Genomic DNA, 22,497 nt, shown 5'->3' with positions numbered 1-22,497 from the left:
ACGGGACGTTCCCCCCTCATCACCGGTACGGTCGACCCCGCCCCTTCGACCCACACCCCCAGGAGCCCTCCCGTATGACCAGCGTCACCAGCCGCCACAGCGACCGGCGGATCAGTCCCGTCTTCGTCGGGATCCTGGCCGTCACGGCGGTCACGGGATGGGCCACCTGGACCGGCTTCGCCCAGCAGCCGGGTGTGGCCGTCTTCTTCTTCGTGACCGGGGCCTGGATCGTCTCCCTGTGCCTGCACGAGTACGCGCACGCGCGCACCGCGCTGCACAGCGGCGACATCTCCGTCGGCGCCAAGGGCTATCTCACGCTGAACCCGCTGAAGTACACGCACGCCCTGCTGAGCATCGTGCTGCCCGTGCTCTTCGTGATCATGGGCGGGATCGGTCTGCCCGGCGGGGCGGTGTTCATCGAGGACCACCGGATCCAGGGACGCTGGCGGCACAGCCTGATCTCGGCCGCGGGCCCGCTGGCGAACGTGCTGTTCGCGGTGGTGTGCACGGCCCCGTTCTGGCTCGGCGCGATGGACGGCGTGCCCGACGGCTTCCGGTACGCCCTCGCGTTCCTGGCGCTGCTCGAGGTCTCCGCGACGATCCTGAACTTCCTGCCGGTGCCCGGCCTGGACGGCTACGGCATCCTCGAGCCCTGGCTGCCGTACGGCGTCAAGCGGCAGGTGGAGCCGTTCGCGCCGTTCGGCCTGCTCTTCGTCTTCGCGCTGCTGTGGGTGCCGTCCGTCAACGGCGTGTTCTTCGACGCGGTCGACGCGGTCCTGCGCGCGCTCGGGGTGGACGACTTCGCGAGCTACTGCGGCCAGTCGCTGTACCGCTTCTGGGAGGGAGCCCCGGACATCTGCTCGGTCAGCCGGTGACCGAGCCGTCGCGGGCCGCCCGGCCCCGGCGGACGTAGTACCAGGCCATGTTGGACGACAGGCCCGCCAGCAGGATCCACACGACCCCGAGCCAGCTGCCCCGGACGAACGACACGACGGCAGCGGCCACGGAGAGCACGCAGACGATCAGGGCGTAGAGAGCGAGGCGCCGGGGCTGGGCGGTCGGGGGCACGGGGGGCATGGTGGTCGGCTCCTGTCGGGGGACACTGCTCGGGACTGCTTCGCCGACCAGTGTCCCCCATCAGGTCATACGTCCGTGATGCGGAGTCCCGCGTGCGCCTTGTACCGGCGGTTGACGGAGATCAGGTTGGCGACCAGCGACTCCACCTGGTGGGCGTTGCGCAGCCGCCCGGCGAAGATGCCGCGCATCCCGGGGATGCGCCCGGCCAGCGCCTGGATCGTCTCCACGTCGGCCCGCTCCTCGCCGAGGACCATGACGTCGGTGTCGATCTCGTCGATCTCCGGGTCCTGGAGCAGCACCGCGGACAGGTGGTGGAAGGCGGCGGTCACCCGCGAGTCGGGCAGCAGCGCGGCGGCCTGCTCGGCGGCGCTGCCCTCCTCGGGCTTGAGGGCGTAGGCGCCCTTCTTGTCGAAGCCGAGCGGGTTGACGCAGTCCACGACGAGCTTGCCCGCGAGTTCCTCGCGCAGGGACTCCAGGGTCTTGCCGTGGCCCTCCCAGGGCACCGCGACGATCACGACGTCGCTGCGCCGGGCGGTCTCGGCGTTGTCGGCGCCCTCGACGCCGTGGCCGATCTCCTCGGCCGCGGACCGGGCGCGCTCGGCGGCGCGGGAGCCGATGATCACCTTCTGGCCGGCCCGGGCGAGGCGGTAGGCGAGGCCCTTGCCCTGCGGGCCGGTGCCGCCGAGCACGCCGACGACGAGCCCGGAGACGTCGGGGAGGTCCCACGGGTCCTTGGCGGGAGCCTTCGCGGGCTGCTGTGCACTGTCGCTGGAGGTCATGGGCCGACTCTACGTCCGCCCGGGCACGCCGACCGGTCCAGGGACTCCCTTCCGGATCTTGCCGTTCGCCGCGGCGCCGGCCCTCCGCCGGAAGGTGATCGTCCGACAGGGCCCGTCGTCCCCGGGCCGGGCGAATTCGGGGTGAACTCCACGTCACGTGTGCCCGGTTGCGGCAGGATGCGCTCGTATGGACGCCGTACGGGTCGCGTTGTTGCGGGAAGTGCTTGCCGGGACCGAGTGGCTGGGGGCCACCCGGCGGTTCGCCGGGGTGCTGCGGGGGTCCGTGGTGTCGCACGGCGGCGGGCTGCTGCTGGTCGGCACGCCCCGGTACGAGCCGTGGCACCTGGCGGCGCATCTCGTGGACGAGGCCGCCTGGTCGGGCACCCCGGAGCTGGCGCCGACGCTGGTTCGGCACGGGGCGCGCCCCTCGGACCCGGCGCACCTGGCGGTCGGTCTCGGCCGGCTGGAGGCAGCCCGGCGGGGCGAGACGCTGCTGGTGGTCGCGCCGGACGGTCCGGGCGGCTGTCTGTGCGAGCGGATCCACGACGCCCGGCGGGCCGGGGCCACGGTGCTCGCCCTCGGCTCCGGCGACCGGGACCTGGCGGCGCTGGCCCACGAGTCACTGGCCGTGCCGGACGGCTCCGAACTGGACCTGGACACCGTGCAGCACCTGGTCAGCGCGGCCGCCGGGGAGAACGCGCTGCCCGCACCCAGGGGACGCGGCCGCCTCCGCGACCGCCTCTCCCGCCTGGCCGACTCCCTGACGGCCCCGCCCCCGGCCCGCTGGTGACTCCGCCGCGCGGCGCGGCGCCCTGAAAAGCGGTTGCCCGGTGCCGCGTCCGCGCCGAGCATGAACCGTCGTGACCGACCACGCCCCGGCAGCCACCGGCACGTCTCCCTCCGGCCTTCGGGCCCTGCTCCCCGACCTCGCCCCCTGGCGGCACTCCCGTGACTTCCGCAGGCTGTGGGTGGCGGGGCTGATCTCGAACTTCGGGAGCTTCCTGACCCTCGTCGCGCTGCCGGTGCAGATGAAGGAACTCACCGGTTCGGCCGCGGCGGTGGGCGCGATCGGGGCCGTGGAGCTGGTGCCGCTCGTGGTGTTCGGGCTCTACGGCGGCGCCCTCGCCGACGCCCTGGACAAGCGCCTGCTGATCCTGTGGACCGAGGTCGGTCAGGGGGTGCTCAGCGCGGCGCTGCTGGCCGACGCGCTCCTGCCGCGCCCGGCCGTCTGGCCGCTGTACGCGGTCGCCGCCCTCTCCTCGGCCCTGACCGCGGTGCAGCGGCCCGCACTGGACTCGCTGTGGCCGCGGATCGTGGCCCACGAGCACCTCACGGCGGCCACCTCGCTGAACTCCCTGCGCTGGACGCTCGGCGGTGTGGCGGGCCCGGCCGTGGCGGGCGTGGTCGTCGCCTTCGCGGGGCTGCCCACGGCGTACGCGGCCGACCTGGCCACCTTCGCCGTCTCCGTGCTGCTCGTGGTGCGCATCGCCGCGCAGCCCGCGTCCCGCGAGGCGGCGCGCCCGTCACTGGCCTCGATCGCCGAGGGCGCCCGGTACGCCTGGAGCCGGAAGGAACTGCTCGGGACCTACGCCGTCGACCTGGCGGCGATGTTCCTGGCGATGCCGCTGGCCGTCCTGCCGTTCCTCGCGGACGAGCTGCACGCCCGCTGGTCGCTGGGGCTGATGTACGCGACCCTCCCACTGGGGTCGCTGCTGGTGAGCCTGGCCGGCGGCTGGACTTCACGGGTCCACCGGCACGGGCGGGCGGTGGTGCTGGCGGCCCTGTCGTGGGGCGTGGCGGTGGCCGCGGCCGGCGTCGTCGGCAACGTGTGGCTGGTGCTGCTGTGCCTCACCGTCGCGGGCGGCTGCGACATGGTCAGCGGGATCTTCCGGGGTGCGATGTGGAACCAGACGATCCCCGACGAGCTGCGCGGCAGGCTGGCCGGGATCGAGCTGCTGTCGTACTCGGTGGGGCCTCAGCTGGGCCAGGTCCGCTCGGGCGGCGTCGCCGCGTGGGCGGGGGTGCGCGCCTCGGTGTGGTCGGGCGGGCTGCTGTGCGCGGGCGCGGTCGGGCTGCTGGCCCTGTGCCTGCCGAGGCTGATGACCTACGACGCCCGGACCGACGAGCACGCCGTGCGGCTGCGCGAGACGCGCGCAGCCGCGATGCGGGCGGGCGTCTGATCAGTCGTCGTCGGGGGTGCCGCCCGCCGGGGCGTCGTGCCAGCGGGGGTCGGTCTCCCACTCGACGTTGCGCTCGCGGGCGGTCTCCATCGCATGCTGGGCCTCCGTACGGGAGGCGTACGGGCCGAACCGGTCCTTGGCGGGACACTCGGGTCCCTCTTCGACCTTCTTGTGCTCCAGGCAGTAGTACCACTCGCCCGGCTTTCCGGCGGTCCGCTTCTTGAACAGGGCCATGACCAGCTCCTCTCGCCAGGGACATGTTCCCCCATCGCCCCTGGATAGACTCGCTGACATGTCTGGCCAGTCGCTGCTCGTCCCGGGGGAGCTGTCCCCCACCCGTTCCGTGCCCGGAAACATCCGCCGCCCCGAATACGTCGGCCGGCCCGCGCCGAAGCCGTACACCGGTCCGGAGGTGCAGACGCCGGAGACCGTCGAGGCGATGCGGGTCGCCGGGCGGATCGCCGCGCAGGCGATGGAGGAGGCCGCCCGGCACATCGCGCCGGGCGTGACCACGGACGAACTGGACCGGGTGGCGCACGAGTTCATGTGCGACCACGGCGCCTATCCCTCGACGCTCGGCTACCGGGGCTTCCCCAAGTCCCTGTGCACCTCGGTCAACGAGGTGATCTGCCACGGCATCCCGGACTCGACGGTGCTGCGGGACGGCGACATCGTCAACCTCGACGTGACCGCGTACATCGGCGGGGTGCACGGCGACAACAACGCCACCTACCTGGTCGGCGAGGTGGACGAGGAGAGCCGGCTGCTGGTCGAGCGCACCCGCGAGGCCCTCCACCGCGCGATCAAGGCGGTCCGGCCGGGCCGGCAGATCAACATCATCGGCCGGGTCATCGAGTCGTACGCCAAGCGCTTCGGGTACGGCGTGGTGCGGGACTTCACCGGGCACGGGATCAACTCGTCGTTCCACTCCGGCCTGATCGTCCCGCACTACGACAGCCCGCACGCGACGACGGTCATCCAGCCCGGGATGACCTTCACGATCGAGCCGATGCTGACGCTCGGCACCTACGAGTACGACGTCTGGGACGACGGCTGGACGGTCGTCACCAAGGACCGCAGGCGCACGGCGCAGTTCGAGCACACGCTGGTGGTGACGGACTCGGGGGCGGAGATCCTCACGCTGCCATAGGCCGGTGCGCCCGCCACCGTCCCGGGATACGATTTACCGACAGTATGTCGGCAACCTCACGCCCCGGGGAGAGAGCGCATGGACCCCTTCTCCGCGGTCGTCCGGGCCGCCTCGCAGGAACAGCACCGGGCGGCGGAGGCCTCGCCGTTCCTGGGCCACCTGCTCGGCGGCCGGCTCGGCGTCGAGGCGTTCGCGCGCTACACCGAGCAGCTCTGGTTCGTCTACGAGGCGCTGGAGAGCGGCGCCGGGACGCTGGCCTCGGACCCGGTGGCCGGACCGTTCATACGGCCGGAGCTGATGCGCCTGGCGGCCCTGGAGCGGGATCTGGCCCACCTGCGGGGCCCCGGCTGGCGCTCGACCCTCGACGCGCTGCCGGCGACCCGGGTGTACGCGGACCGGATCGCGGAGTGCGCCCACGCCTGGCCGGCCGGCTACGTCGCCCATCACTACACCCGCTACCTCGGGGACCTCTCCGGCGGCCAGATCATCCGCGACCGGGCGGAGCGGACCTGGGGGTTCCCGCGCAAGGGCGACGGGGTCCGCTTCTACGTCTTCGACCGGATCGACAGTCCGGCCGCGTTCAAGCGCGACTACCGGCACCGGCTGGACGAGCTCCGGGCGAACGACCTGGAGCGGCAGCGGATGGTCGCGGAGTGCCAGCGCTCCTTCGCGCTCAACAGCGCCGTGCTCGCCGAACTCGGCGAGGAGTTCCCGCTGAGCGCGTAGCGGGCCCCGGGCGGTACCACTTCCGCCGGATGCGTCCCGCCGCAGCAGGGTACGACCTGCTGCGAACCGGTTCAGCCTGATGCGACGACGCGTCTAACGCTCCAGGACGACCCGTCCGCCGACCTCCACCCAGCCGCCCGGCTGCGGCGCCGTCAGGATCTGCGAGCCGGCGCCCTGGGTGATGTTGAGGGCGCGGCCCAGCTGTTCGGTGAGCAGCAGGGCGGCCGCGCCGGTCGCCTCGTCCTCGTCGACGCCGTCGTCGCGCCCCGGGAAGGCGCGGGCGCGCACCCGTCCGGCGGGCTCGTCCTCCCACGCCCAGGCGTAGACCCACTCGCCGGGCGGCGGCACGGGCAGCGCGTCGACCTCGGCGGCAGTCGCGTAGCGGCGCAGGGTGCGCGGCGGCGCCCACTCCGCCCGCGCCTCGATCCAGGAGAACTCCCCGTCGAGGCGGGCGCCGGCCACCCCGGCGGGCGTCACCACCTCGGGCACGTCCAGCAGCCAGGCCGCGCCCACGCAGGGGTGACCGGCGAAGGGCAGGCGCAGGGTGGGGGTGTAGATGTCGATGACGCCGCGCTCGGGGTCGTCGACGAACACCGTCTCGCTGAAGCCGAGCTTCGCCGCGAGTTCCTGGCGTTCGTCCCGCTCCGGGATCGCCGCGCCGTCGCGGACGACGCCGAGCTCGTTGCCGTAGCCGCCCCGCGGTCCGCAGAACACGCGCAGCACGTCGTAGTCAGTCACCCGGGCATTGAAGCACCGACGCCACGCCGGACACTCCCTTGACCTTCTCTTTACCTCTCCTTGGTGTTTACTTTGCACTGTCGCGATCGAGCCGTGTCTGCGATCTTTCCGTGCGAGCTGAATCACGGAGGGGGTGGGTTCCAGTGAGGTAAGCCTCAGGTAACTTAGGAAAGCCTCACCGAACCGTTCTCGTCTGGAGCCTGCATGCGAGCCGTCCGACTCTCCGTCGTCACCGCCGCCGCCACCGCGGCCGCCCTGACCTCCCTGACGGCCTGCACGCAGAAAAGCACGGCCGGGGACGGCGACCACGTGATCAGCGTGACCGCGACCGACGACGCCTGCGAGGTGTCCAAGAAGCAGTTCCCGGCCGGCCACATAGAGCTCGACATCGAGAACAAGGGCTCGAAGGTCACCGAGGTCTACGTCCTCTTCCCGGACGACCGGGTCGTCGCCGAGCGCGAGAACATCGGGCCCGGCACCCGGCAGAAGGTCACCGCCGAGGTGAAGGCGGGCTCCTACCGGATCGCCTGCAAGCCCGGCATGAAGGGCAAGGGCATCCGCCAGGACGTCCGGGCCACCGGCGGCTCGACGGCCAAGCGCGACCCGGCGCTCGACAAGGCCGTCGCCGGCTACCGCGCCTATGTGCAGACGCAGGCCGACGAGACCCTGCCCCGGGTCGAGACCTTCGCCAAGGCGGTCCAGGCCGGCGACCTGGAGGCCGCGAAGAAGGCGTACGCGCCCTCGCGGCTGGGCTGGGAGCGCACCGAGCCGGTCGCCGAGTCCTTCGGCGACATCGACCCGAAGGTCGACGTCCGCGAGGACGGCCTGGAGGGCGGCCAGAAGTGGACCGGCTGGCACCGCCTGGAGAAGGCGCTGTGGCAGGACAAGAAGATCGGCGCCGGGGAGAAGACGCTCGCCGGTCAGCTGGTCACCGACCTGAAGGACTGGCAGAAGCGGGTCGCCACCGCCGAGATCACCCCGACCTCCATGGCCAACGGCGCCAAGGAACTCCTCGACGAGGTCGCCACCGGCAAGGTCACCGGCGAGGAGGAGGCCTACTCGCACACCGACCTGGTCGACTTCAAGGGCAACGTCGAGGGCGCCCAGAAGGCCTACGAGCTGCTGAAGCCGGCCGCGCAGGCCAACGACCCGGCGCTCACCAAGGAGCTCGACAAGCAGTTCGCGGCGCTCGAGGCGCTGCTCGACAAGTACCGCGCCGGCAAGACGCCGTACGAGTTCGTCTCCTACGACAAGGTCGGCCAGGACGACCGCAAGGAGCTCTCGGACGCGGTGAACGCGCTCGCCGAGCCGCTGTCCAAGCTCGCCGCCACCGTCGTGAAGTGAGGGGACCCACAACGATGACGGACACCCGGGAAGCCACCACCGACAGCACGCCCGCGAAGGCGCCCTCCCGGCGCGCCCTGATCGGCTGGGGCGGGGCCGGGCTCGCGCTCGGCGCCGCCGCGGCCGGTGGCGCGGCGGCGATGACCCGCGCCGGCCAGGACGCCGACCCGGTCGCCGCCGAGACAGGCGCCGCGGTGGAGTTCCACGGCGCGCACCAGGCCGGCATCGCCACCGCCGTCCAGGACCGGCTGCACTTCGCCGCGTTCGACGTGAAGACCGAGGACCGCGCCGAGTTCGTGCGGATGCTGAAGGAGTGGACGGCGGCCGCGCGGCGGATGACCGCCGGGAAGGCGGTCGGCGAGGGCGCGTACGGCGGGCTCGCCGAGGCCCCGCCGGACGACACCGGCGAGGCGCTCGGCCTGCGGCCGTCCCGGCTGACGCTGACCATCGGCTTCGGTCCGTCGCTGTTCGACAAGTTCGGGCTGGCGGACAAGCGGCCCGCCGCGCTGGTGGACCTGCCCAAGTTCCCCGGCGACAACCTGGACCGCTCCCGCACCGGCGGCGACCTGTGCGTCCAGGCCTGCGCGGACGACCCGCAGGTCGCCGTGCACGCGATCCGCAACCTGGCCCGCATCGGCTTCGGCAAGGTCGCCGTCCGCTGGTCCCAGCTCGGCTTCGGCAAGACCTCGTCGACGACCCCGCACGCCCAGACCCCGCGCAACCTCTTCGGGTTCAAGGACGGCACCCGCAACATCGCGGGCACCGAGCCGGACCGGCTGAGGAAGTTCGTGTGGGTCGGCGACGGCGACGGGCCCGACTGGATGACCGGAGGGTCGTACCTGGTCGCCCGCCGCATCCGCATGAACATCGAGACCTGGGACCGGACCTCGCTGCAGGAGCAGGAGGACGTCTTCGGCCGGGACAAGGGCGAGGGCGCCGCGGTCGGCAGGGCCAAGGAGCACGACGCGCCGTTCCTGAAGGCGATGAAGCCCGACGCGCACGTCCGGCTCGCGCACCCCGACTCCAACGACGGCATCACCATCCTGCGCCGGGGCTACTCCTTCACCGACGGCACCGACGGCCTCGGCCGCCTGGACGCCGGTCTGTTCTTCCTGGCCTACCAGCGCGACGTGCGCAAGGGATTCATCCCGCTCCAGCGCAGGCTGGCGGCGCACGACGCGCTCAACGAGTACATCCAGCACGTGGGTTCGGCGGTCTTCGCGGTCCCGCCCGGTGTCCGTGACGCGGGCGACTGGTGGGGCCGTTCGCTGCTGTCCGAGGAGGCTTAGTCCGTGTTCTCCAACTACCTGATCGGTCTGCGCGAGGGGCTGGAGGCCAGCCTCGTCGTGTGCATCCTGATCGCCTACCTGGTCAAGACCGGCCGGCGCGACGCGCTCAAGCCCATCTGGGCCGGCATCGCCATCGCCGTGGCCATCGCCATGGGCTTCGGCTCCGTCCTCGAATTCGGCTCGCAGGAGCTGACGTTCGAGGCGCAGGAGGCGCTCGGCGGCTCGCTGTCGATCGTCGCGGTCGGCCTGGTGACGTGGATGGTGTTCTGGATGCGGCGCACCGCCCGGCACCTGAAGTCCGAGCTGCACGGCCGGCTCGACGCCGCCCTGGCGATGGGCACGGGCGCGCTCGTGGCCACGGCGTTCCTCGCCGTGGGCCGTGAGGGCCTGGAGACCGCCCTGTTCGTGTGGGCGTCGGTGCACGCGGCCTCCGACGGCACCCCGCGCCCGCTGATCGGCGTGGCGCTGGGCCTGGCCACCGCGGTCGTGCTGGGCTGGCTGTTCTACCGCGGCGCCCTGAAGATCAACCTCGCCAAGTTCTTCACCTGGACCGGGGCCATGCTGGTCGTGGTCGCGGCGGGCGTGCTCGCCTACGGCGTGCACGACCTCCAGGAGGCCGGCTGGATCCCGGGTCTGGGCAGCCTGGCCTTCGACATCAGCGACACCGTCCCGCCGGACAGCTGGTACGGCACCCTGCTGAAGGGTGTGTTCAACTTCCAGCCCGACCCGACGGTCCTCCAGGCCACCGTGTGGCTGGTGTACCTGGTCCCGACGCTGACGCTGTTCTTCGCGCCGGCCGGTTCGGGCGCCGGGAAGCCGCAGCCGTCCACTCCCCCGGTGCACGACAAGGTCTGACGGTCCGTCCGGACCGGCCGTCGTGACGACGGGCCGTGCAGCCCGGGCCGGTCACGGTGACGACGGGCCGGGCCGCCCGGGTCGGTCACGGTGACGACGGGCCGGGCCGCCCGGGTCGGTCACGGTAGAGGGAACCCGGCACTCGCGTGCCTTCCCGCCCCGGTAGGGTTCGCCTCCGGGAAGGGGAAGGTGAAGGTAGCTGATGAGCAGGGTTCGCGGCTCTGGCAGGCTTCGCAGGCTCGGGCGGAAGGCGGTCCTGGCGGCCTCGGTGGCCGCCCTGGCGTGGACGGCGAGCGGGTGCGTGGTGGTGCACGGGGAGCGCGAGGTGCTCCCGGCCGCCACCCGCGTGGAGGCCGAGAAGGCGCTCGGCCGGTTCACCGCCGCCTACAACGCGGCCGACAAGGCCTACGACGCCTCCCTGGACGCCCGCCACGTCACCGGGGCGCTCGCCGCCATCGACGCGGCCCGGCTGAAGGCCGGGCACGCCAACCACCCGGGCGGCAACCCGGCGCACACGCCGCTGGAACTGACCGACGCGAAGTTCACCATCCCCAAGAAGGCCGGCTGGCCGCGCTGGTTCCTCGCCGACGCCCGCGGCAACAAGGGCGGTGACGCGCGCTGGCTGCTGGTGTTCACCCGCGGCGGCCTCGCCGAACCGTGGCGGGTGGCGTATCTGACGCTGGTGGCGCCCGCTGACGTACCGCGGTTCCGGCAGGACGCCGACGGCTGGGCCGAGGCCGTGCCCGCGGACTCCGCCGACGTGGCGGTCGCGCCGGGCGAGCTGAGCGGGGACTACGCGAGATACCTGAAGAGCGGCGGGAACACCTTCGCGGCGGGCCCGCACACCACGGGGTGGCGCACGGCGCGCGAGAAGGGCGCCACCCGGCCGGGCCTGGCCACCCAGTACATCGACGAGCCGCTGACGAGCGGCGACTACGCCCCACTGGCGCTGCGCACCGCGGACGGCGGCGCGCTGGTGTTCTTCACCACGCACCACTATCAGAAGCAGACGGCCGCCGCGGGTGCCTCCGTGCCCGCGCAGAACAAGGACGTGCAGGCGCTGACCACCGGCGAGGTCAAGCAGTCTCTGACGATGGAGTTCGTCTCCAACGAGGTCGCCCTCGACCCGGGCCGCACCGCGGGCGGACGCCAGGTGTCGATGCTGGGGCGCGTCCAGGGGCTGACGGCGGCACGCGGCGAGTAGCGCCGGGGCGAGAAGCGCGCCCGTACGCTGCCCGGCCGCGCGGGGGCCGGTAGCACCCGGGCTCCGCGAGCGGCGAGGGTCACCCGCGTCCCACCGGGGCAGCCTCGAGGCGAGGAGCGCACGTACGCCCTCCCGCCGCGCGAAGGCCGGCAGCGCGCGCGGCGTCCGCGCCCCTCCCGGGCCGCGCGGGGCCGACAGGGCCGGGGGTTCGCCCAAGGCCGGCAGGGCGAGTGGAGTGCTCGTACCCCGCCCTGGCCAGGCGGGGCGGTGTCCCGTCCGAGGCCCGCGGGGCGGGGCTCAGCGGCGCAGTGGCCAGGCCGAGCCCGCGTGGTCGGCCTCTTCGCCGGTGTGGCGGGCGCAGGCGTCGGTGAGGTCCTCCAGCAGGCTCAGCGGGTCGGGCAGCGCGTGCTCCGGGCCGCGCACCCAGCGCACCCGCCGGCCGTCGTCGCCGGGCAGCCGGGCGGGGGGCACCAGGACGTAGGAGCCGCGGCAGTGCCAGCGCAGTCCCGGGTGCTCGTCCATCGTCTCCGGGTGGCAGTCCAGCTCGCACGGCCACCACTCGTCCTCGTCCTCGGGGGTGCCGCGGGTGAGGGTGAAGAACAGCATGCGGCCGTCGTCGCTCTCGGCCACCGGGCCGACCTCGACGCCGGCCGCGAGCAGCCGCGCGAGGGCCGCCCGGCCGGCCTCCAGGGGGACGTCGAGGACGTCGTGCACCATGCCGGTCGCGGTGATGAAGTTGGCCTGCGGCTGGTTCCGGGCCCAGCGCTCGATCTGCGCGCGGTCGGTCGTGGACTGCGTCTGCCAGGCGAAGGAAACCGGGTGCCGGGCGGGCGTGGGACAACCGACGCGGTCGCAGGAGCAGCGGAAGCCGGCCGCCGGATGCGCGGCGGGGGCCAGGGGCAGGCCCGCGGCCGCCGCGGCCAGCAACTGGGCCTCCCGGCCGCCGTCGCCGGCGCTCTCCTTCGGGCGTCGTCCCCGCAGCCACTGGGAGAGCCTGCCCTGCCGGCCGGTGCGTCCGCCGAACTCCGCGCTCATCTATCCCCTCGCCTCGCCGCTGTGGTCACCATGCCCCATGGTCCCACCATCCTGCGCCCCCGGGGTCCGGAGGCCGGATCCGGGGTCCCCCAAGGGGGCGGGGTCACCGCGCGCGGCGGGCCGGCCCGGCGCACCATGGGCACCAGACGCACCACGCAGCACGCACTCCCATCCACCGGACCCCCGCCCACGACAACCCGCGGTACGTCCCCCGCAGCCCTGCGGCACCCGAGGAGCCCGCCTTGGCCCGTTCCCGCCGCGCCACAGCCCGGCGCTATCTGATGTGCCCGCCCGCGCACTTCGACGTGACGTACTCCATCAACCCGTGGATGGACCCGGCCAAGCCGGTCGACGGCGCGCTGGCCCTCGCCCAGTGGGAGCAGTTGCGCGAGGTGTACCGGTCGCTCGGCCACACCGTGGAGGAGCTGCCCTGCGAGCCCGGCCTGCCCGACATGGTGTTCACGGCGAACGGCGCCACCGTGGTCGACGGCCGGGTGTTCGGTGCCCGGTTCGCGCACCCGGAGCGGGAGCCGGAGGCCGAGGCCCACCTGGAGTGGTTCGCGGCGAACGGCTTCACCCACCTGCACGTGCCCGTGCACATCAACGAGGGCGAGGGCGACTTCGCGGTCACCGCCTCCTACGTGCTGGCGGGCCGGGGCTTTCGCACCAACCCGCTCTCCCACGGCGAGGCGCAGGAGTTCTTCGGCCGCCCGGTGATCGGCCTGGAACTGGTCGACCCCCGCTTCTACCACCTCGACCTGGCGCTCGCGGTCCTCGACGACGCCGCGGACGAGATCGCGTACTACCCGCCCGCCTTCTCCCCCGGCAGCCGGGAGGTGCTGCGGCGGCTCTTCCCCGGGGCGCTGGTCGCGACCGACGACGACGCCGCCGCGTTCGGCCTGAACGCGGTCTCCGACGGTCTGCACGTGGTGCTGCCGCAGGCGGCGGCCGGTCTGTGCGACGCCCTGCGGGAACGGGGCTTCGAGCCGGTCGGTGTGGATGTGGGCGAGCTCCTCAAGGGCGGCGGCGCCGTGAAGTGCTGCTCCCAGGAGCTACGCGTCTGAGGCTTCGGGCGGCCACCGGTCGCCCCAGTCGGTGTCCCGGGCCGTTTTGTACAGGTCGCCGTGGCGTTTGGTGACCGTGCGGCGGCTCAGCCGCTCGTCGGCCTCGCACAGGTCGAGGAGGACCTGGCCCTTGCGAATCTGGGGGCGCCGGACCACCCGGGCGGGGGCCGGCGACACCGGGAAGCGGGTGGCGGCGACGTAGCTGAACTTCTCGTCCTCGTAGGGCAGGGAGCCGCCCTTGACCTGCCGGTGCAGGGAGGAGCGGCTCACCCGCGCGGAGAAGTGGCACCAGTCCGTGCCGGGCACGATGGGACAGGCGGCGCTGTGCGGGCAGGGCGCGGCGACCCGGAAGCCCGCCCCCAGCAGACGGTCGCGGGCCTCGATGACGCGGGCGTAGCCGTCGGGCGTGCCCGGTTCGACGACCACCACGGCCTGGGCGGCCGCCGCGGCCGCGTCGACGACGGCGGCGCGGTCGTCCCCGGTCAGCTCGCCGAGGACGTAGGAGACGGTGACGAGGTCGGTCGGGTCGAGGACGAGCGCCGCGCCGATCCGGGCGCGCTGCCAGCGGGCGTCCCGCAGCGCCGGGTTGGCCTCGGCGATCTCCCGTCCGAGCGCCAGCGCGGGTTCGGCCCAGTCGAGCACGGTCACCGGACGCGGGCCGTCCCAGGTGGCGCTGACGGCCCAGGTGGCGGCGCCGGTCCCGCCCCCGACGTCCACATGACCGGCGGGCCGCCATCCGGGGGCCGCGGCGGCGAACGCCGCCAGGGCCGCGCGTACGGCCTCGAAGGTGGCCGGCATCCGGTACGCGGCGTACGCGGCCACGTCCGCGCGGTCGCGCAGGATGGGGGCGTCGGTGGGGGTGCTCCCCCGGTAGTTGGCGATCAGCCGCTCGACGGCGCCCGCGGCCTGCCGGGGCGGGAGCCCGTCGAGCAGACCGGCGAGGGCGGCGCGAAGGGACTCGGCCGGGGACAGGGGGACGTTCACCCGCCGATTCTATGAGCCGCCGGCCACCCCACCGGACGCCATTACCGCTCCCGCGGGACGCCGGCCCCGGCGACACCACCGCGACGCGGGCGACGGCCCCGGCGACACCGGCGCCACGCGGACGACCGACCCGGCGACAACGGCCGCCCCCACGGGCCACCGCCGCCACGACAACCGCCGCCCACCGGACGACCACCGCCGCTCACGCCGACGGCAACCACCGCTCCCCGGACGACCACCGCCGCCCACCGGACGACCACCCCAGCGCAACCACCGCCCACCCGGCGACATCCCCAGCCACGAACCGCGACCGCGAGCGCTCCCCTAGGCCGCCCGCACCGCGCGTGCCAACCGGGTGGCCGCCGCCGCGCGGGGGCCGCTGTCCGGCGGGCGTCTGCGGGGGTGGACCGTGTTGGCGAGGAGCACCAGGAAGGTGTCCGTCGCCGGGTCCAGGACCAGGGAGGTGCCGGTGAAGCCGGTGTGCCCCGCCGCCCCGCGCCCCGCGAGCTCGCCCATGAACCACGGCTGGTCCACGGCGAAGCCGAGGCCCGGCGGGGTCAGCAGCAGTTCCACGAAGTCGGTGCCGAGGATCCGGGCGGGACCGTACGCCCCGCCCGCCAGCAGGGTGCGGCAGAAGACGGCGAGGTCCCGCCCGGTCGAGAACAGGCCCGCGTGACCGGCCACACCGCCCAGCGCCCGGGCGTTCTCGTCGTGGACCTCGCCGCGCAGCATCCCCCGGTCCGCCTTGGCCCACGGCCGCCGCTGGTCCTCCGTGGCGGCGGCGCCCGGGCAGGGTCCGAAGCGGGTCGCCGTCATGCCCAGCGGGCGGGTGATGCCGTCGCGCACGAGGACGTCGAGGCCGCGCCCGGTCAGCCGCTCGAGGAGGTGCTGGAGCAGGAGGAAGTTCAGGTCCGAGTAGACGTACGTGCCGGGCGGGCCCACCGGCGCCTCCGCGCGCAGCAGCGCCGACCGGGAGGCGTCGTCGGGGCAGTCGTACAGCGGGAGGTCGGGGCGCAGCCCGGAGGTGTGGGTGAGCAGCTGCCGTACGGTGACGCCGTGCCGGGCGGCGGCCCCGAAGTCCGGCAGGTACGCCCCCACGCGCGCGTCGATGCCGAGCGTGCCCCGCTCGATCTGCTGCACCGCGGCGACCGCCGTGAACAGCTTGGTGAGCGAGGCGAGGTCGAAGGGGGTGCCGACGGTCATCGGCACCCGTCGCTCGGGCGGCAGTTCGACGCCGCGGTCGGTCGCCGGGTCGTGGGCGGAGTACCGCACGGCCCAGCCCGCCGCCTCGGCCACGGTGATCACCGGGCCGCGCCCGGCGACCACGACGGCGCCGGGCGCCCAGGGGCGGTCCCCGGTGGTGAGTTCCTGGACCTCGTGGACGAGCCGCTTGAGTTCACCGGGGTCGAGCCCGGCGCGCTCCGGTGTCCCGGGACGCAGCTTCGACGTGCTCAGCTCTCCTCCCCGGGGCTCTCGGCTCCGCGCGGGGAGGACAGGGCCCCACCGCTCGCACGGGTGTTCCAGGGGCGGCACAGTCCCGCGAAGCAGGCCAGGGCCGCCAGTGCCGCCACCAGCTGCACCACGGCCATCGGGACGGCGGTGTGCTCCCCGGCGATGCCGACGAGCGGGGAGGCGATCGCGCCGATGAGGAAGGAGGTGGCGCCCAGCAGGGCGGACGCGGAGCCGGCGGAGTGCCGGGTGCGTGTCAGGGCCAGGGCCTGGGTGTTGGGCAGGGTGATGCCCATCGCGGACATCAGCACGAACAGCGCGGCGGCGACCGGGGCGAGGGCCGCCTCGCCGAGGACGCCGGACGCCATCAGCAGCAGGGCGGTCGCGGCCAGGACGATCAGGGTCAGGCCGACGCCCAGCACCCGGTCCAGGCGGACCCGTCCGACCAGCACCTTGCCGTTGATCTGGCCGGCCACGACCAGCCCGACCGAGTTGAGGCCGAACAGCAGACTGAAGGTCTGCGGGGAGGCGCCGTAGATCTCCTGGATCACGAACGGCGAGGCCGCTATGTAGGCGAAGAGCGCGGCGAAGGCGAAGCCGCCCGCGAGCGTGTAGCCGGTGAAGACGCGGTCGGCCAGAAGCCGGCGCACGGCGCCGAGCGTCTCGCCGACGCCTCCGCCGTGCCGCCCGTCCGCGGGGAGCGTCTCCGGCAGCCGGGTGAGGACGGCCGCGCCGAGCAGCAGCCCCACGGCCGTGAGCGCCACGAACACCCCCCGCCAGTCGGTCACCCGCAGGATCTGACCGCCGATCAGCGGGGCCACGATCGGGGCGACTCCGGAGATCAGCATGAGGCTGGAGAAGAAGCGGGCCATGGCCACGCCGTCGTACAGGTCCCGGACCACCGCCCGCGCGATGACGATCCCGGCGGCGCCCGCTAGACCCTGCGCCAGCCGGAAGGCGACCAGGAACTCGACGGTGGGCGCGAAGGCGCACAGCGCGGTGGCGAGGACGTAGACGGCGAGGCCGGCGAGGAGCGGGCGGCGGCGGCCCCACCGGTCGCTCATCGGGCCGACCACGAGCTGCCCCAGCGCCATGCCGGCCAGACAGGCGGTGAGCGTGAGCTGGACGGTCGCGGCGGGCGCGTGCAGGGAGCGGGTGACCTCCGGCAGGGAGGGGAGGTACATGTCCATCGCCAGCGGGGGCGTGGCGGTCAGGCCGCCGAGGACCAGGGTGAGCAGCGGGCCGGTGCGGCGCCGCGCGCGCGTCGGTGGCCCCGAGGGCCCCGTCCTGGGTATGGCCGCCGGTGAGGCGTGCGGTGTCGAGGCCCCGCCCTCGGGCATGCGTCCCTCCCTCTTCATCGGATCCGCCCCCTATGCTCTCAGCTCGTACACGGTGCCGAGCGTCACACGAGCGAGGGTGGGGTCCTTCGATGAGGGAGCCGAGGGCGGAGCAGAGGGTGCGCTGGGGGATCCTGGCGACGGGAGGGATCGCGGCGGCCTTCGCGGCGGACCTGGTGGACCTGCCGGACGCGGAGGTGGTGGCGGTCGCCTCGCGCGGCGAGGAGTCGGCCCGGGCCTTCGCGGAGCGGTTCGGGATACCGCGGGCGTACGGCGGCTGGGAGGCGCTCGCCCGGGACGAGGACATCGATGTCGTCTACGTCGCCACCCCGCACGCGGCGCACCGGGCGGCGGCCGGGCTCTGCCTGGAGGCCGGGCGGAACGTGCTGTGCGAGAAGCCGTTCACGCTGAACCTGCGCGAGGCCGAGGAGCTGGTGGCGCTGGCCCGGGAGCGCGGGCGCTTCCTGATGGAGGCCATGTGGATGTACTGCAACCCGCTCGTACGGCGGCTGAAGGCGCTGGTCGACGACGGCGCGATCGGTGAGGTGCGCACCGTCCAGGCCGACTTCGGGCTCTCCGGGCCCTTCCCGCCCGCGCACCGGCTGCGGGACCCGCACCTGGGCGGCGGGGCGCTGCTCGACCTCGGCGTGTACCCGGTGTCGTTCGCGCAGCTCCTGCTGGGTGAGCCGGCGGACGTGACGGCGCGCGGGGTGCTCTCCCCCGAGGGCGTCGACCTGCAGACCGGGGCCCTGCTCTCCTGGGACGGCGGCGCCCTGGCGTCCGTGCACTGCTCCATCACCGGCGGTACGGCCACCTCCGCCTCGGTCACCGGCTCCCGGGGCCGCATCGACGTCCCGTCCGGCTTCTTCCACCCGGACCGCTTCGTCCTGCACCGCGACGGCCGGGAGCCGGAGGAGTTCGCCGCCGACCCGGCCGACGGCCCGCGCACCAGCCTGCGGCACGAGGCGCTGGAGGTGATGCGCGCGCTGCGCGCGGGCGAGACCGAGTCACCGCTCGTGCCGCTGGACGGCACCCTGGCCGTGATGCGCACGCTGGACGCGGTGCGGGAGCGGATCGGGGTCCGCTATCCGGGGGAGGACGCGGAGCCGGTGCTCGTCTGAGGCCTTCCGGACGTCCGCATCCGCGGGGCGGACAGTGGATTCCGTATGACGGAGCGCCCTCGTACGCTCCGGGGCATGACTGGCAGGGATGCGAAGATCGCCGTGGTGACCGGCGCCGGTTCCGGGATCGGGCGGGCCGTGGCCGTGGAACTGCTGGACGCGGGCTGGTCGGTGGCGCTGGCCGGGCGGCGCCCCGAGACGCTCACGGAGACGGCGGAGCTCGTGCCGGGGGCCGCCTGCCTCGCCGTGCGCACCGACGTGTCGCGGCCGGAGGAGGTGGCCGCACTGTTCTCGGCCACCGTGGAACGCTTCGGGCGGGTGGACCTGCTGTTCAACAACGCGGGGACGTTCGGGCCCGGCGGGGTGCCGGTCGAGGACCTGCCCTACGAGGCGTGGCGGCACGTGGTGGACACCAACCTCAACGGGGCGTTCCTGTGCGCGCAGGCGGCGTACCGGCGGATGAAGGAGCAGGACCCGCAGGGCGGACGGATCATCAACAACGGCTCCGTCTCGGCGCACGCGCCCCGGCCGCACTCGGCGCCGTACACCGCCACCAAGCACGCGCTGACGGGACTGACCAAGTCGCTGTCGCTGGACGGGCGGGCGTACCGCATCGCGGCCGGGCAGATCGACATCGGCAACGCGGCCACCGGCATGACGGCCGGGATGCGGACCGGCGCCCTCCAGGCCAACGGGGAGGTCGTCCCGGAACCGGTGATGGACGTCGCCGACGTGGCCCGTACGGTGCGGCACATGGCGGAGCTGCCGCTGGAGGCGAACGTGCAGTTCGCGACGGTGCTGGCGACGGGAATGCCGTACGTCGGGCGGGGCTGAGCGGTACCGCGCCCGGCCCCGAAAAGGCAATCCACACAAGCGGAACAAAAAACTCCGCACCATCTGGGCCTATAGCGGGCTTATGCTCTTCATCTCCTCCACAACAGCTTCACAGTTGGAGGGGCGCGCTTCCGCCGACGGTGCCGAGAGCCACACCGAGGGGGGAGGCGGCAGCCGTTCCACGGCACCGGCTGGGGGTGGCCCCCGCCGCGGGACCGCGGGGTGCGCAACGGTGCGCGGAACGGCTGCCGCCCATCTCGGCGTTCAGCGCCGCCCGCCGCCTCTTACGGACTGCCGCCCGTCAAGGGTCGCAGCTCTCCCCCACGGTCGGCCCCCTTCACCCTCTGCCGCTCTCCTTCACGGCCTGCCGCCCCTTGCGAGGGTCAGCGCCGGTGCCGGCCCCCGGAGTCCTTGCCCCCGGAGTCCTTGCCCCCGGAGTCCGCCCCGGCCGTCGCCGGCCTCAGCCGGCGGCGCAGCGCCCACACCCCGCCGGCCAGCAGCACGACCGTTCCGCCCGCCCCTTCGAGCAGCCGCCACGCCGAGGGCCTGCCCACCGCCATGCCGGGCGCCCCGGCCGCGGCCCGCACGGCCTTCCGGACGGCTTCGGCGCCCGCACGGGCGCCGCCCTCGCTCAGCGGGGCGACCAGCGCGCCCACCGCCCGTGTCGCGGGCCCCTGCGCGAAGCCCCAGTCGAGCAGGGCGGCGGTCTCCTCGTAGACGCCGTTGCCGCCGCTGCCGGGGTGCATCACGGTGACCAGCAGGGTGCGCCCGCCGCGGGTGGCCGCGCCGGTGAAGGTGTTGCCGGCGTCGCTGGTGTAGCCGTTCTTCACCCCGATCAGGCCGTCGTACGTCCGCAGGCCCCACGAGCCGGTCAGCAGACGGTCGGTGTTCTGGATCTGGAACGTCTTCTTCCCGCCGGCCGGGAAGGCGGCGGTCCGCGTGCCGCAGTAGGCGCGGAAGTCGGCGTCCTTCAGACCGTGCCGGGCGAACAGCGTCAGGTCGTACGCGGAGGAGAGCTGGCCCGGATGGTCGAAGCCGTCGGGGCTGACCACGTGGGTGTCCAGGGCCTGCAGGTCGGCGGCCCTGGCCTGCATCTCGGCGACCGTCTTCGCCACGCCGCCGTTCATGTGGGCGAGCACGTGCACCGCGTCGTTGCCCGAGCGCAGGAACACGCCCTGCCACAACTGCTCGACGGTGTACGTGATCCCGGGCCTGATGCCGACGAGGCTGGAGCCCGGCGGGATGTCGGCCAGGTCGGCGGCGGTGACGGTGTGCCGCTCGGCGCGGTGGAACTTCCTCAGCACCGTGTCGGCGAACAGCATCTTCAGCGTGGAGGCGGGGGCCAGGGGCCGGTGCGCGCGGTAGGAGGCGAGCACCTCGCCCGTGTCCGCGTCGGCGACGAGCCAGGAGCGGGCGCTGAGCCCCTTCGGCAGGTCGGTGGCTCCGTTCACCTGCACCCCGTCGCGGGCGAGCCGCTCTCCGCCGACGGCGGGGGTGGTGGCGGGGGCCGCGGCCTGGGCCGGGGCGGCCGCGGCGACCGGCGGGACGGCCGCGGCGAGGGCGACGGCGAACAGGGATCGCCGGGACGGACGGGCGGGGGTCGGACGGGGGAACCGAGACGAATCACGCACGGTCGGGACCGTACAGACTGAGGCGGTGCCCGCGCACAGGGGGGCCTCAAAGCACGATCAAAGGATCATCAAAGCCACGTTCCGTTCAGGTGGCCTTACGCAGGAGTTCGGCTCGCCCTCCCCCCGGCTTCCGGCCGGATGGCTGGGCCCGCTCTGCCTGGGCCTGCGGGGCCTGCGGGGCCCGCTGGGCCTGCTGCTGGGGCCGCTGGGCCGCTAGGCCGTCCCGGTCTCGAACCGGGAGATCCGTCCGTCGTCGGCGACGACGAAGCTCCACCGGGTGCGCATCTCGCCCCAGGTGTCGTTGCTGTAGCGGGCGAGGAGCGCGCGGCCGCCCCGGGACTCGTTGTCGACCTCCATGTGGCCGTGTGTGGAGAAGATCTCTTTCTCGATCCACTCGGCGAGGTCGCGGTCCAGACCGTCGTCCGACATGGTCGCGCCGGGCGCGAGGAGCTGCATGAAGCCCTCGCGGTCGTGGCTGTTGACGGCGGTGACGAAGGCACGGACGGCCGGGTCGCTCAGTTTGGCGGTCGAAATCGTCATGTCGGTCAGGTTCACACCGCCCCCGGCCCCCCGCCACCCGAACGGCGCCCAGGACGGGCCCGGGGGGCGCCGCGGGTGCGACGGTGGAAACGCGGAAGGGGATGTGTTCCTGCTGTCTGCCTCGGGAGTCACCGTGACCTGTTACGACCGACGCGATCTCGGCCTGCTGCTGCTCCGACTGGGCACCGGCGGCGTGCTGGCCGCGCACGGCGCGCAGAAGCTGTTCGGCTGGTTCGGCGGTGGCGGCATCGGGGGCACCGGCCAGTTCATGGAGTCCGTCGGCTACCGGCCGGGCCGGGCGAGCGCCACCGCGGCGGGACTGGCGGAGACGGGCGGCGGCCTGCTGCTGGCGCTGGGGCTCGCGACGCCCGCGGCGGGCGCGTCGGCGGCCGGCGCGATGGCGGGGGCCGCGGCGGTGCACGCGCCCAACGGCTTCTTCGCCCAGAGCGGCGGCTACGAGTACGCGGCCACCCTCGGCCTGACCTCCGCCGGCCTCGCCGTGGCGGGCCCCGGCCGCCTCTCCCTGGACCACGCCCTCGGCCACGCGGTCGACCGCGGCTGGATGGTGCCGGCGGCGTTCGCGACGGTGGCCGCGGCGACGGCGGTGGTCGTCGGCACCCGCAACCGTCGGCTGCGCAGACAGCGGGAGGGCGAACAGGAGGCGCTGTTCGAGGAGGACCTGATGGAGTAGACGTGCCCGGGCGCGACCGCCCGGCACGCTGCGTCCCTGGCCGCCCGGCACTCGCCGGGTGCGGCGCACGCCAGAGCCGGAAGGCGGTCGCCACCGCGTCGGTGCGGTGCGCCTGTTCCTGGGCTCGTCTCTCGCCCGGTCCGCCGGCGCGCCGTTCGGTGCCGCAATGAGTCCCGACGGCACGGATCCTGACGGGCCGGCAGCTCCAGGGTGCTGGACCGGTGGCTCCTCGTGGACCGGGCAGGGGGAAACGTCTCAGGGGCCTCCGATGCCTCTGTCGTCTGCCCGGGTGAGGCCGCGTGCGCCGAACGGTCCACCTCGGCGGGCTCGAGCGGGTGCGGACCGACCCTGTCACTTACGGTCGGCCGGGAAGTCCCCCGCCTTGGTCCTCCTGGGTCGGAGACCAGTGGCATCGCCGCGGGGTGCGTCGTCGCGAGCTGCGTGCCTCCAGCGGCGTCGAGTCCGCAAG

The 22,497-nt window shown here is 74.0% G+C and carries 23 protein-coding genes; 13 read left to right on the top strand and 10 right to left on the bottom strand.

Going from position 1 to position 22,497, the window contains the following annotated elements; genetic code table 11:
* Window positions 1-74: 74 nt before the first annotated feature.
* Window positions 75-875 carry a site-2 protease family protein gene (locus tag ACIPM1_RS01570; protein WP_356188429.1) on the top strand — a complete coding sequence of 267 codons (801 nt, stop codon included), beginning with the start codon at window positions 75-77 and terminating at the stop codon, window positions 873-875.
* Here ACIPM1_RS01570 and ACIPM1_RS01565 read toward each other — a convergent pair.
* Both ACIPM1_RS01565 and npdG read right to left on the bottom strand, forming a co-directional pair.
* Complete coding sequence (locus ACIPM1_RS01565; RefSeq protein WP_402427417.1) at window positions 865-1,077, bottom strand: hypothetical protein; 213 nt, start codon at window positions 1,075-1,077, stop codon at window positions 865-867. The two genes, ACIPM1_RS01570 and ACIPM1_RS01565, sit on opposite strands and share 11 nt — an antisense overlap.
* Window positions 1,078-1,142: 65 nt before the next feature.
* On the bottom strand, window positions 1,143-1,856 hold the full coding sequence (npdG, locus tag ACIPM1_RS01560; RefSeq protein WP_402427414.1) for an NADPH-dependent F420 reductase: 714 nt from the start codon (window positions 1,854-1,856) through the stop codon (window positions 1,143-1,145).
* Between the two features lie 187 nt (window positions 1,857-2,043).
* On the opposite strand from npdG, the gene ACIPM1_RS01555 reads away from it, so the two are divergent.
* Window positions 2,044-2,646, top strand: coding sequence for a hypothetical protein (locus tag ACIPM1_RS01555; RefSeq protein ID WP_402427411.1), 603 nt, complete (start codon window positions 2,044-2,046; stop codon window positions 2,644-2,646).
* A gap of 70 nt (window positions 2,647-2,716) precedes the next feature.
* Entirely contained in the window at window positions 2,717-4,036 is a 1,320-nt protein-coding gene (locus ACIPM1_RS01550) for an MFS transporter (RefSeq protein WP_402427408.1), read from the top strand.
* On the opposite strand, the gene ACIPM1_RS01545 is transcribed toward ACIPM1_RS01550, so the two are convergent.
* Window positions 4,037-4,270, bottom strand: a complete 234-nt coding sequence (locus ACIPM1_RS01545; RefSeq protein ID WP_356188439.1) for a hypothetical protein — start codon at window positions 4,268-4,270, stop codon at window positions 4,037-4,039.
* Window positions 4,271-4,328: 58 nt separating this feature from the next.
* Between ACIPM1_RS01545 and map the strand changes: the two genes are divergently transcribed.
* Window positions 4,329-5,186, top strand: coding sequence for a type I methionyl aminopeptidase (gene map, locus ACIPM1_RS01540; protein WP_402427405.1), 858 nt, complete (start codon window positions 4,329-4,331; stop codon window positions 5,184-5,186).
* A gap of 78 nt (window positions 5,187-5,264) precedes the next feature.
* Window positions 5,265-5,912 (top strand): heme oxygenase (biliverdin-producing), encoded by a 648-nt coding sequence (locus ACIPM1_RS01535; RefSeq protein WP_402427402.1) that lies wholly within the window; start codon window positions 5,265-5,267, stop codon window positions 5,910-5,912.
* A gap of 93 nt (window positions 5,913-6,005) precedes the next feature.
* Here the strand turns inward: ACIPM1_RS01535 and ACIPM1_RS01530 are convergent, their stop codons facing one another.
* Entirely contained in the window at window positions 6,006-6,650 is a 645-nt protein-coding gene (locus ACIPM1_RS01530; protein ID WP_402427399.1) for a PhzF family phenazine biosynthesis protein, read from the bottom strand.
* A 204-nt stretch (window positions 6,651-6,854) separates the two neighbouring features.
* Here ACIPM1_RS01530 and efeO point away from each other — a divergent pair, with 204 nt between their 5' ends.
* The 4 genes from efeO to ACIPM1_RS01510 all read left to right on the top strand — a co-directional run bounded on the left by efeO (window position 6,855) and on the right by ACIPM1_RS01510 (window position 11,342).
* Window positions 6,855-7,994, top strand: a complete 1,140-nt coding sequence (efeO, locus tag ACIPM1_RS01525) for an iron uptake system protein EfeO (RefSeq protein WP_356188447.1) — start codon at window positions 6,855-6,857, stop codon at window positions 7,992-7,994.
* A gap of 14 nt (window positions 7,995-8,008) precedes the next feature.
* Window positions 8,009-9,283, top strand: coding sequence for an iron uptake transporter deferrochelatase/peroxidase subunit (efeB, locus tag ACIPM1_RS01520; protein WP_402427396.1), 1,275 nt, complete (start codon window positions 8,009-8,011; stop codon window positions 9,281-9,283).
* Window positions 9,284-9,286: 3 nt separating this feature from the next.
* Window positions 9,287-10,138, top strand: a complete 852-nt coding sequence (efeU, locus tag ACIPM1_RS01515; protein WP_402427392.1) for an iron uptake transporter permease EfeU — start codon at window positions 9,287-9,289, stop codon at window positions 10,136-10,138.
* A gap of 202 nt (window positions 10,139-10,340) precedes the next feature.
* Window positions 10,341-11,342 carry a hypothetical protein gene (locus ACIPM1_RS01510; RefSeq protein ID WP_402427389.1) on the top strand — a complete coding sequence of 334 codons (1,002 nt, stop codon included), beginning with the start codon at window positions 10,341-10,343 and terminating at the stop codon, window positions 11,340-11,342.
* Window positions 11,343-11,639: 297 nt separating this feature from the next.
* Here the strand turns inward: ACIPM1_RS01510 and ACIPM1_RS01505 are convergent, their stop codons facing one another.
* Window positions 11,640-12,377: a bifunctional DNA primase/polymerase gene (locus tag ACIPM1_RS01505; protein WP_402427386.1), complete on the bottom strand. Its 738-nt coding sequence runs from the start codon at window positions 12,375-12,377 to the stop codon at window positions 11,640-11,642.
* Between the two features lie 242 nt (window positions 12,378-12,619).
* On the opposite strand from ACIPM1_RS01505, the gene ddaH reads away from it, so the two are divergent.
* Complete coding sequence (gene ddaH / locus ACIPM1_RS01500) at window positions 12,620-13,441, top strand: dimethylargininase (RefSeq protein ID WP_402427383.1); 822 nt, start codon at window positions 12,620-12,622, stop codon at window positions 13,439-13,441.
* Here ddaH and ACIPM1_RS01495 read toward each other — a convergent pair.
* The 3 genes from ACIPM1_RS01495 to ACIPM1_RS01485 form a co-directional block, all read right to left on the bottom strand.
* The gene (locus ACIPM1_RS01495; RefSeq protein WP_402427380.1) at window positions 13,430-14,425 is read right to left on the bottom strand and encodes a small ribosomal subunit Rsm22 family protein; all 996 of its coding nucleotides are present in this window, start codon (window positions 14,423-14,425) and stop codon (window positions 13,430-13,432) included. The two genes, ddaH and ACIPM1_RS01495, sit on opposite strands and share 12 nt — an antisense overlap.
* 324 nt (window positions 14,426-14,749) lie before the next feature.
* Window positions 14,750-15,958, bottom strand: a complete 1,209-nt coding sequence (locus ACIPM1_RS01490) for a serine hydrolase domain-containing protein (RefSeq protein ID WP_402427377.1) — start codon at window positions 15,956-15,958, stop codon at window positions 14,750-14,752.
* Window positions 15,877-17,214: a multidrug effflux MFS transporter gene (locus ACIPM1_RS01485; protein ID WP_402427374.1), complete on the bottom strand. Its 1,338-nt coding sequence runs from the start codon at window positions 17,212-17,214 to the stop codon at window positions 15,877-15,879. The genes ACIPM1_RS01490 and ACIPM1_RS01485 overlap by 82 nt, the downstream gene beginning before the upstream one ends.
* Window positions 17,215-17,303: 89 nt before the next feature.
* Here ACIPM1_RS01485 and ACIPM1_RS01480 point away from each other — a divergent pair, with 89 nt between their 5' ends.
* The gene (locus ACIPM1_RS01480; protein ID WP_402427371.1) at window positions 17,304-18,332 is read left to right on the top strand and encodes a Gfo/Idh/MocA family protein; all 1,029 of its coding nucleotides are present in this window, start codon (window positions 17,304-17,306) and stop codon (window positions 18,330-18,332) included.
* Window positions 18,333-18,407: 75 nt separating this feature from the next.
* Window positions 18,408-19,166, top strand: coding sequence for an SDR family oxidoreductase (locus ACIPM1_RS01475; RefSeq protein WP_402427368.1), 759 nt, complete (start codon window positions 18,408-18,410; stop codon window positions 19,164-19,166).
* 383 nt (window positions 19,167-19,549) lie between these two features.
* Here ACIPM1_RS01475 and ACIPM1_RS01470 read toward each other — a convergent pair whose 3' ends face one another.
* Window positions 19,550-20,797, bottom strand: coding sequence for a D-alanyl-D-alanine carboxypeptidase family protein (locus tag ACIPM1_RS01470; RefSeq protein WP_402427365.1), 1,248 nt, complete (start codon window positions 20,795-20,797; stop codon window positions 19,550-19,552).
* Window positions 20,798-21,010: 213 nt separating this feature from the next.
* Window positions 21,011-21,337 carry a nuclear transport factor 2 family protein gene (locus ACIPM1_RS01465; RefSeq protein ID WP_356188471.1) on the bottom strand — a complete coding sequence of 109 codons (327 nt, stop codon included), beginning with the start codon at window positions 21,335-21,337 and terminating at the stop codon, window positions 21,011-21,013.
* 133 nt (window positions 21,338-21,470) lie between these two features.
* Here ACIPM1_RS01465 and ACIPM1_RS01460 point away from each other — a divergent pair, with 133 nt between their 5' ends.
* A complete protein-coding gene (locus ACIPM1_RS01460; protein ID WP_402427361.1) occupies window positions 21,471-22,028 on the top strand; it encodes a DoxX family protein in 558 nt (185 codons plus the stop codon).
* Window positions 22,029-22,497: the final 469 nt, after the last annotated feature.

Source organism: Streptomyces sp. NPDC086766 (assembly GCF_044746005.1).
Taxonomy (GTDB): domain Bacteria; phylum Actinomycetota; class Actinomycetes; order Streptomycetales; family Streptomycetaceae; genus Streptomyces.
This window is presented reverse-complemented; position numbering and strand designations above follow the sequence as displayed.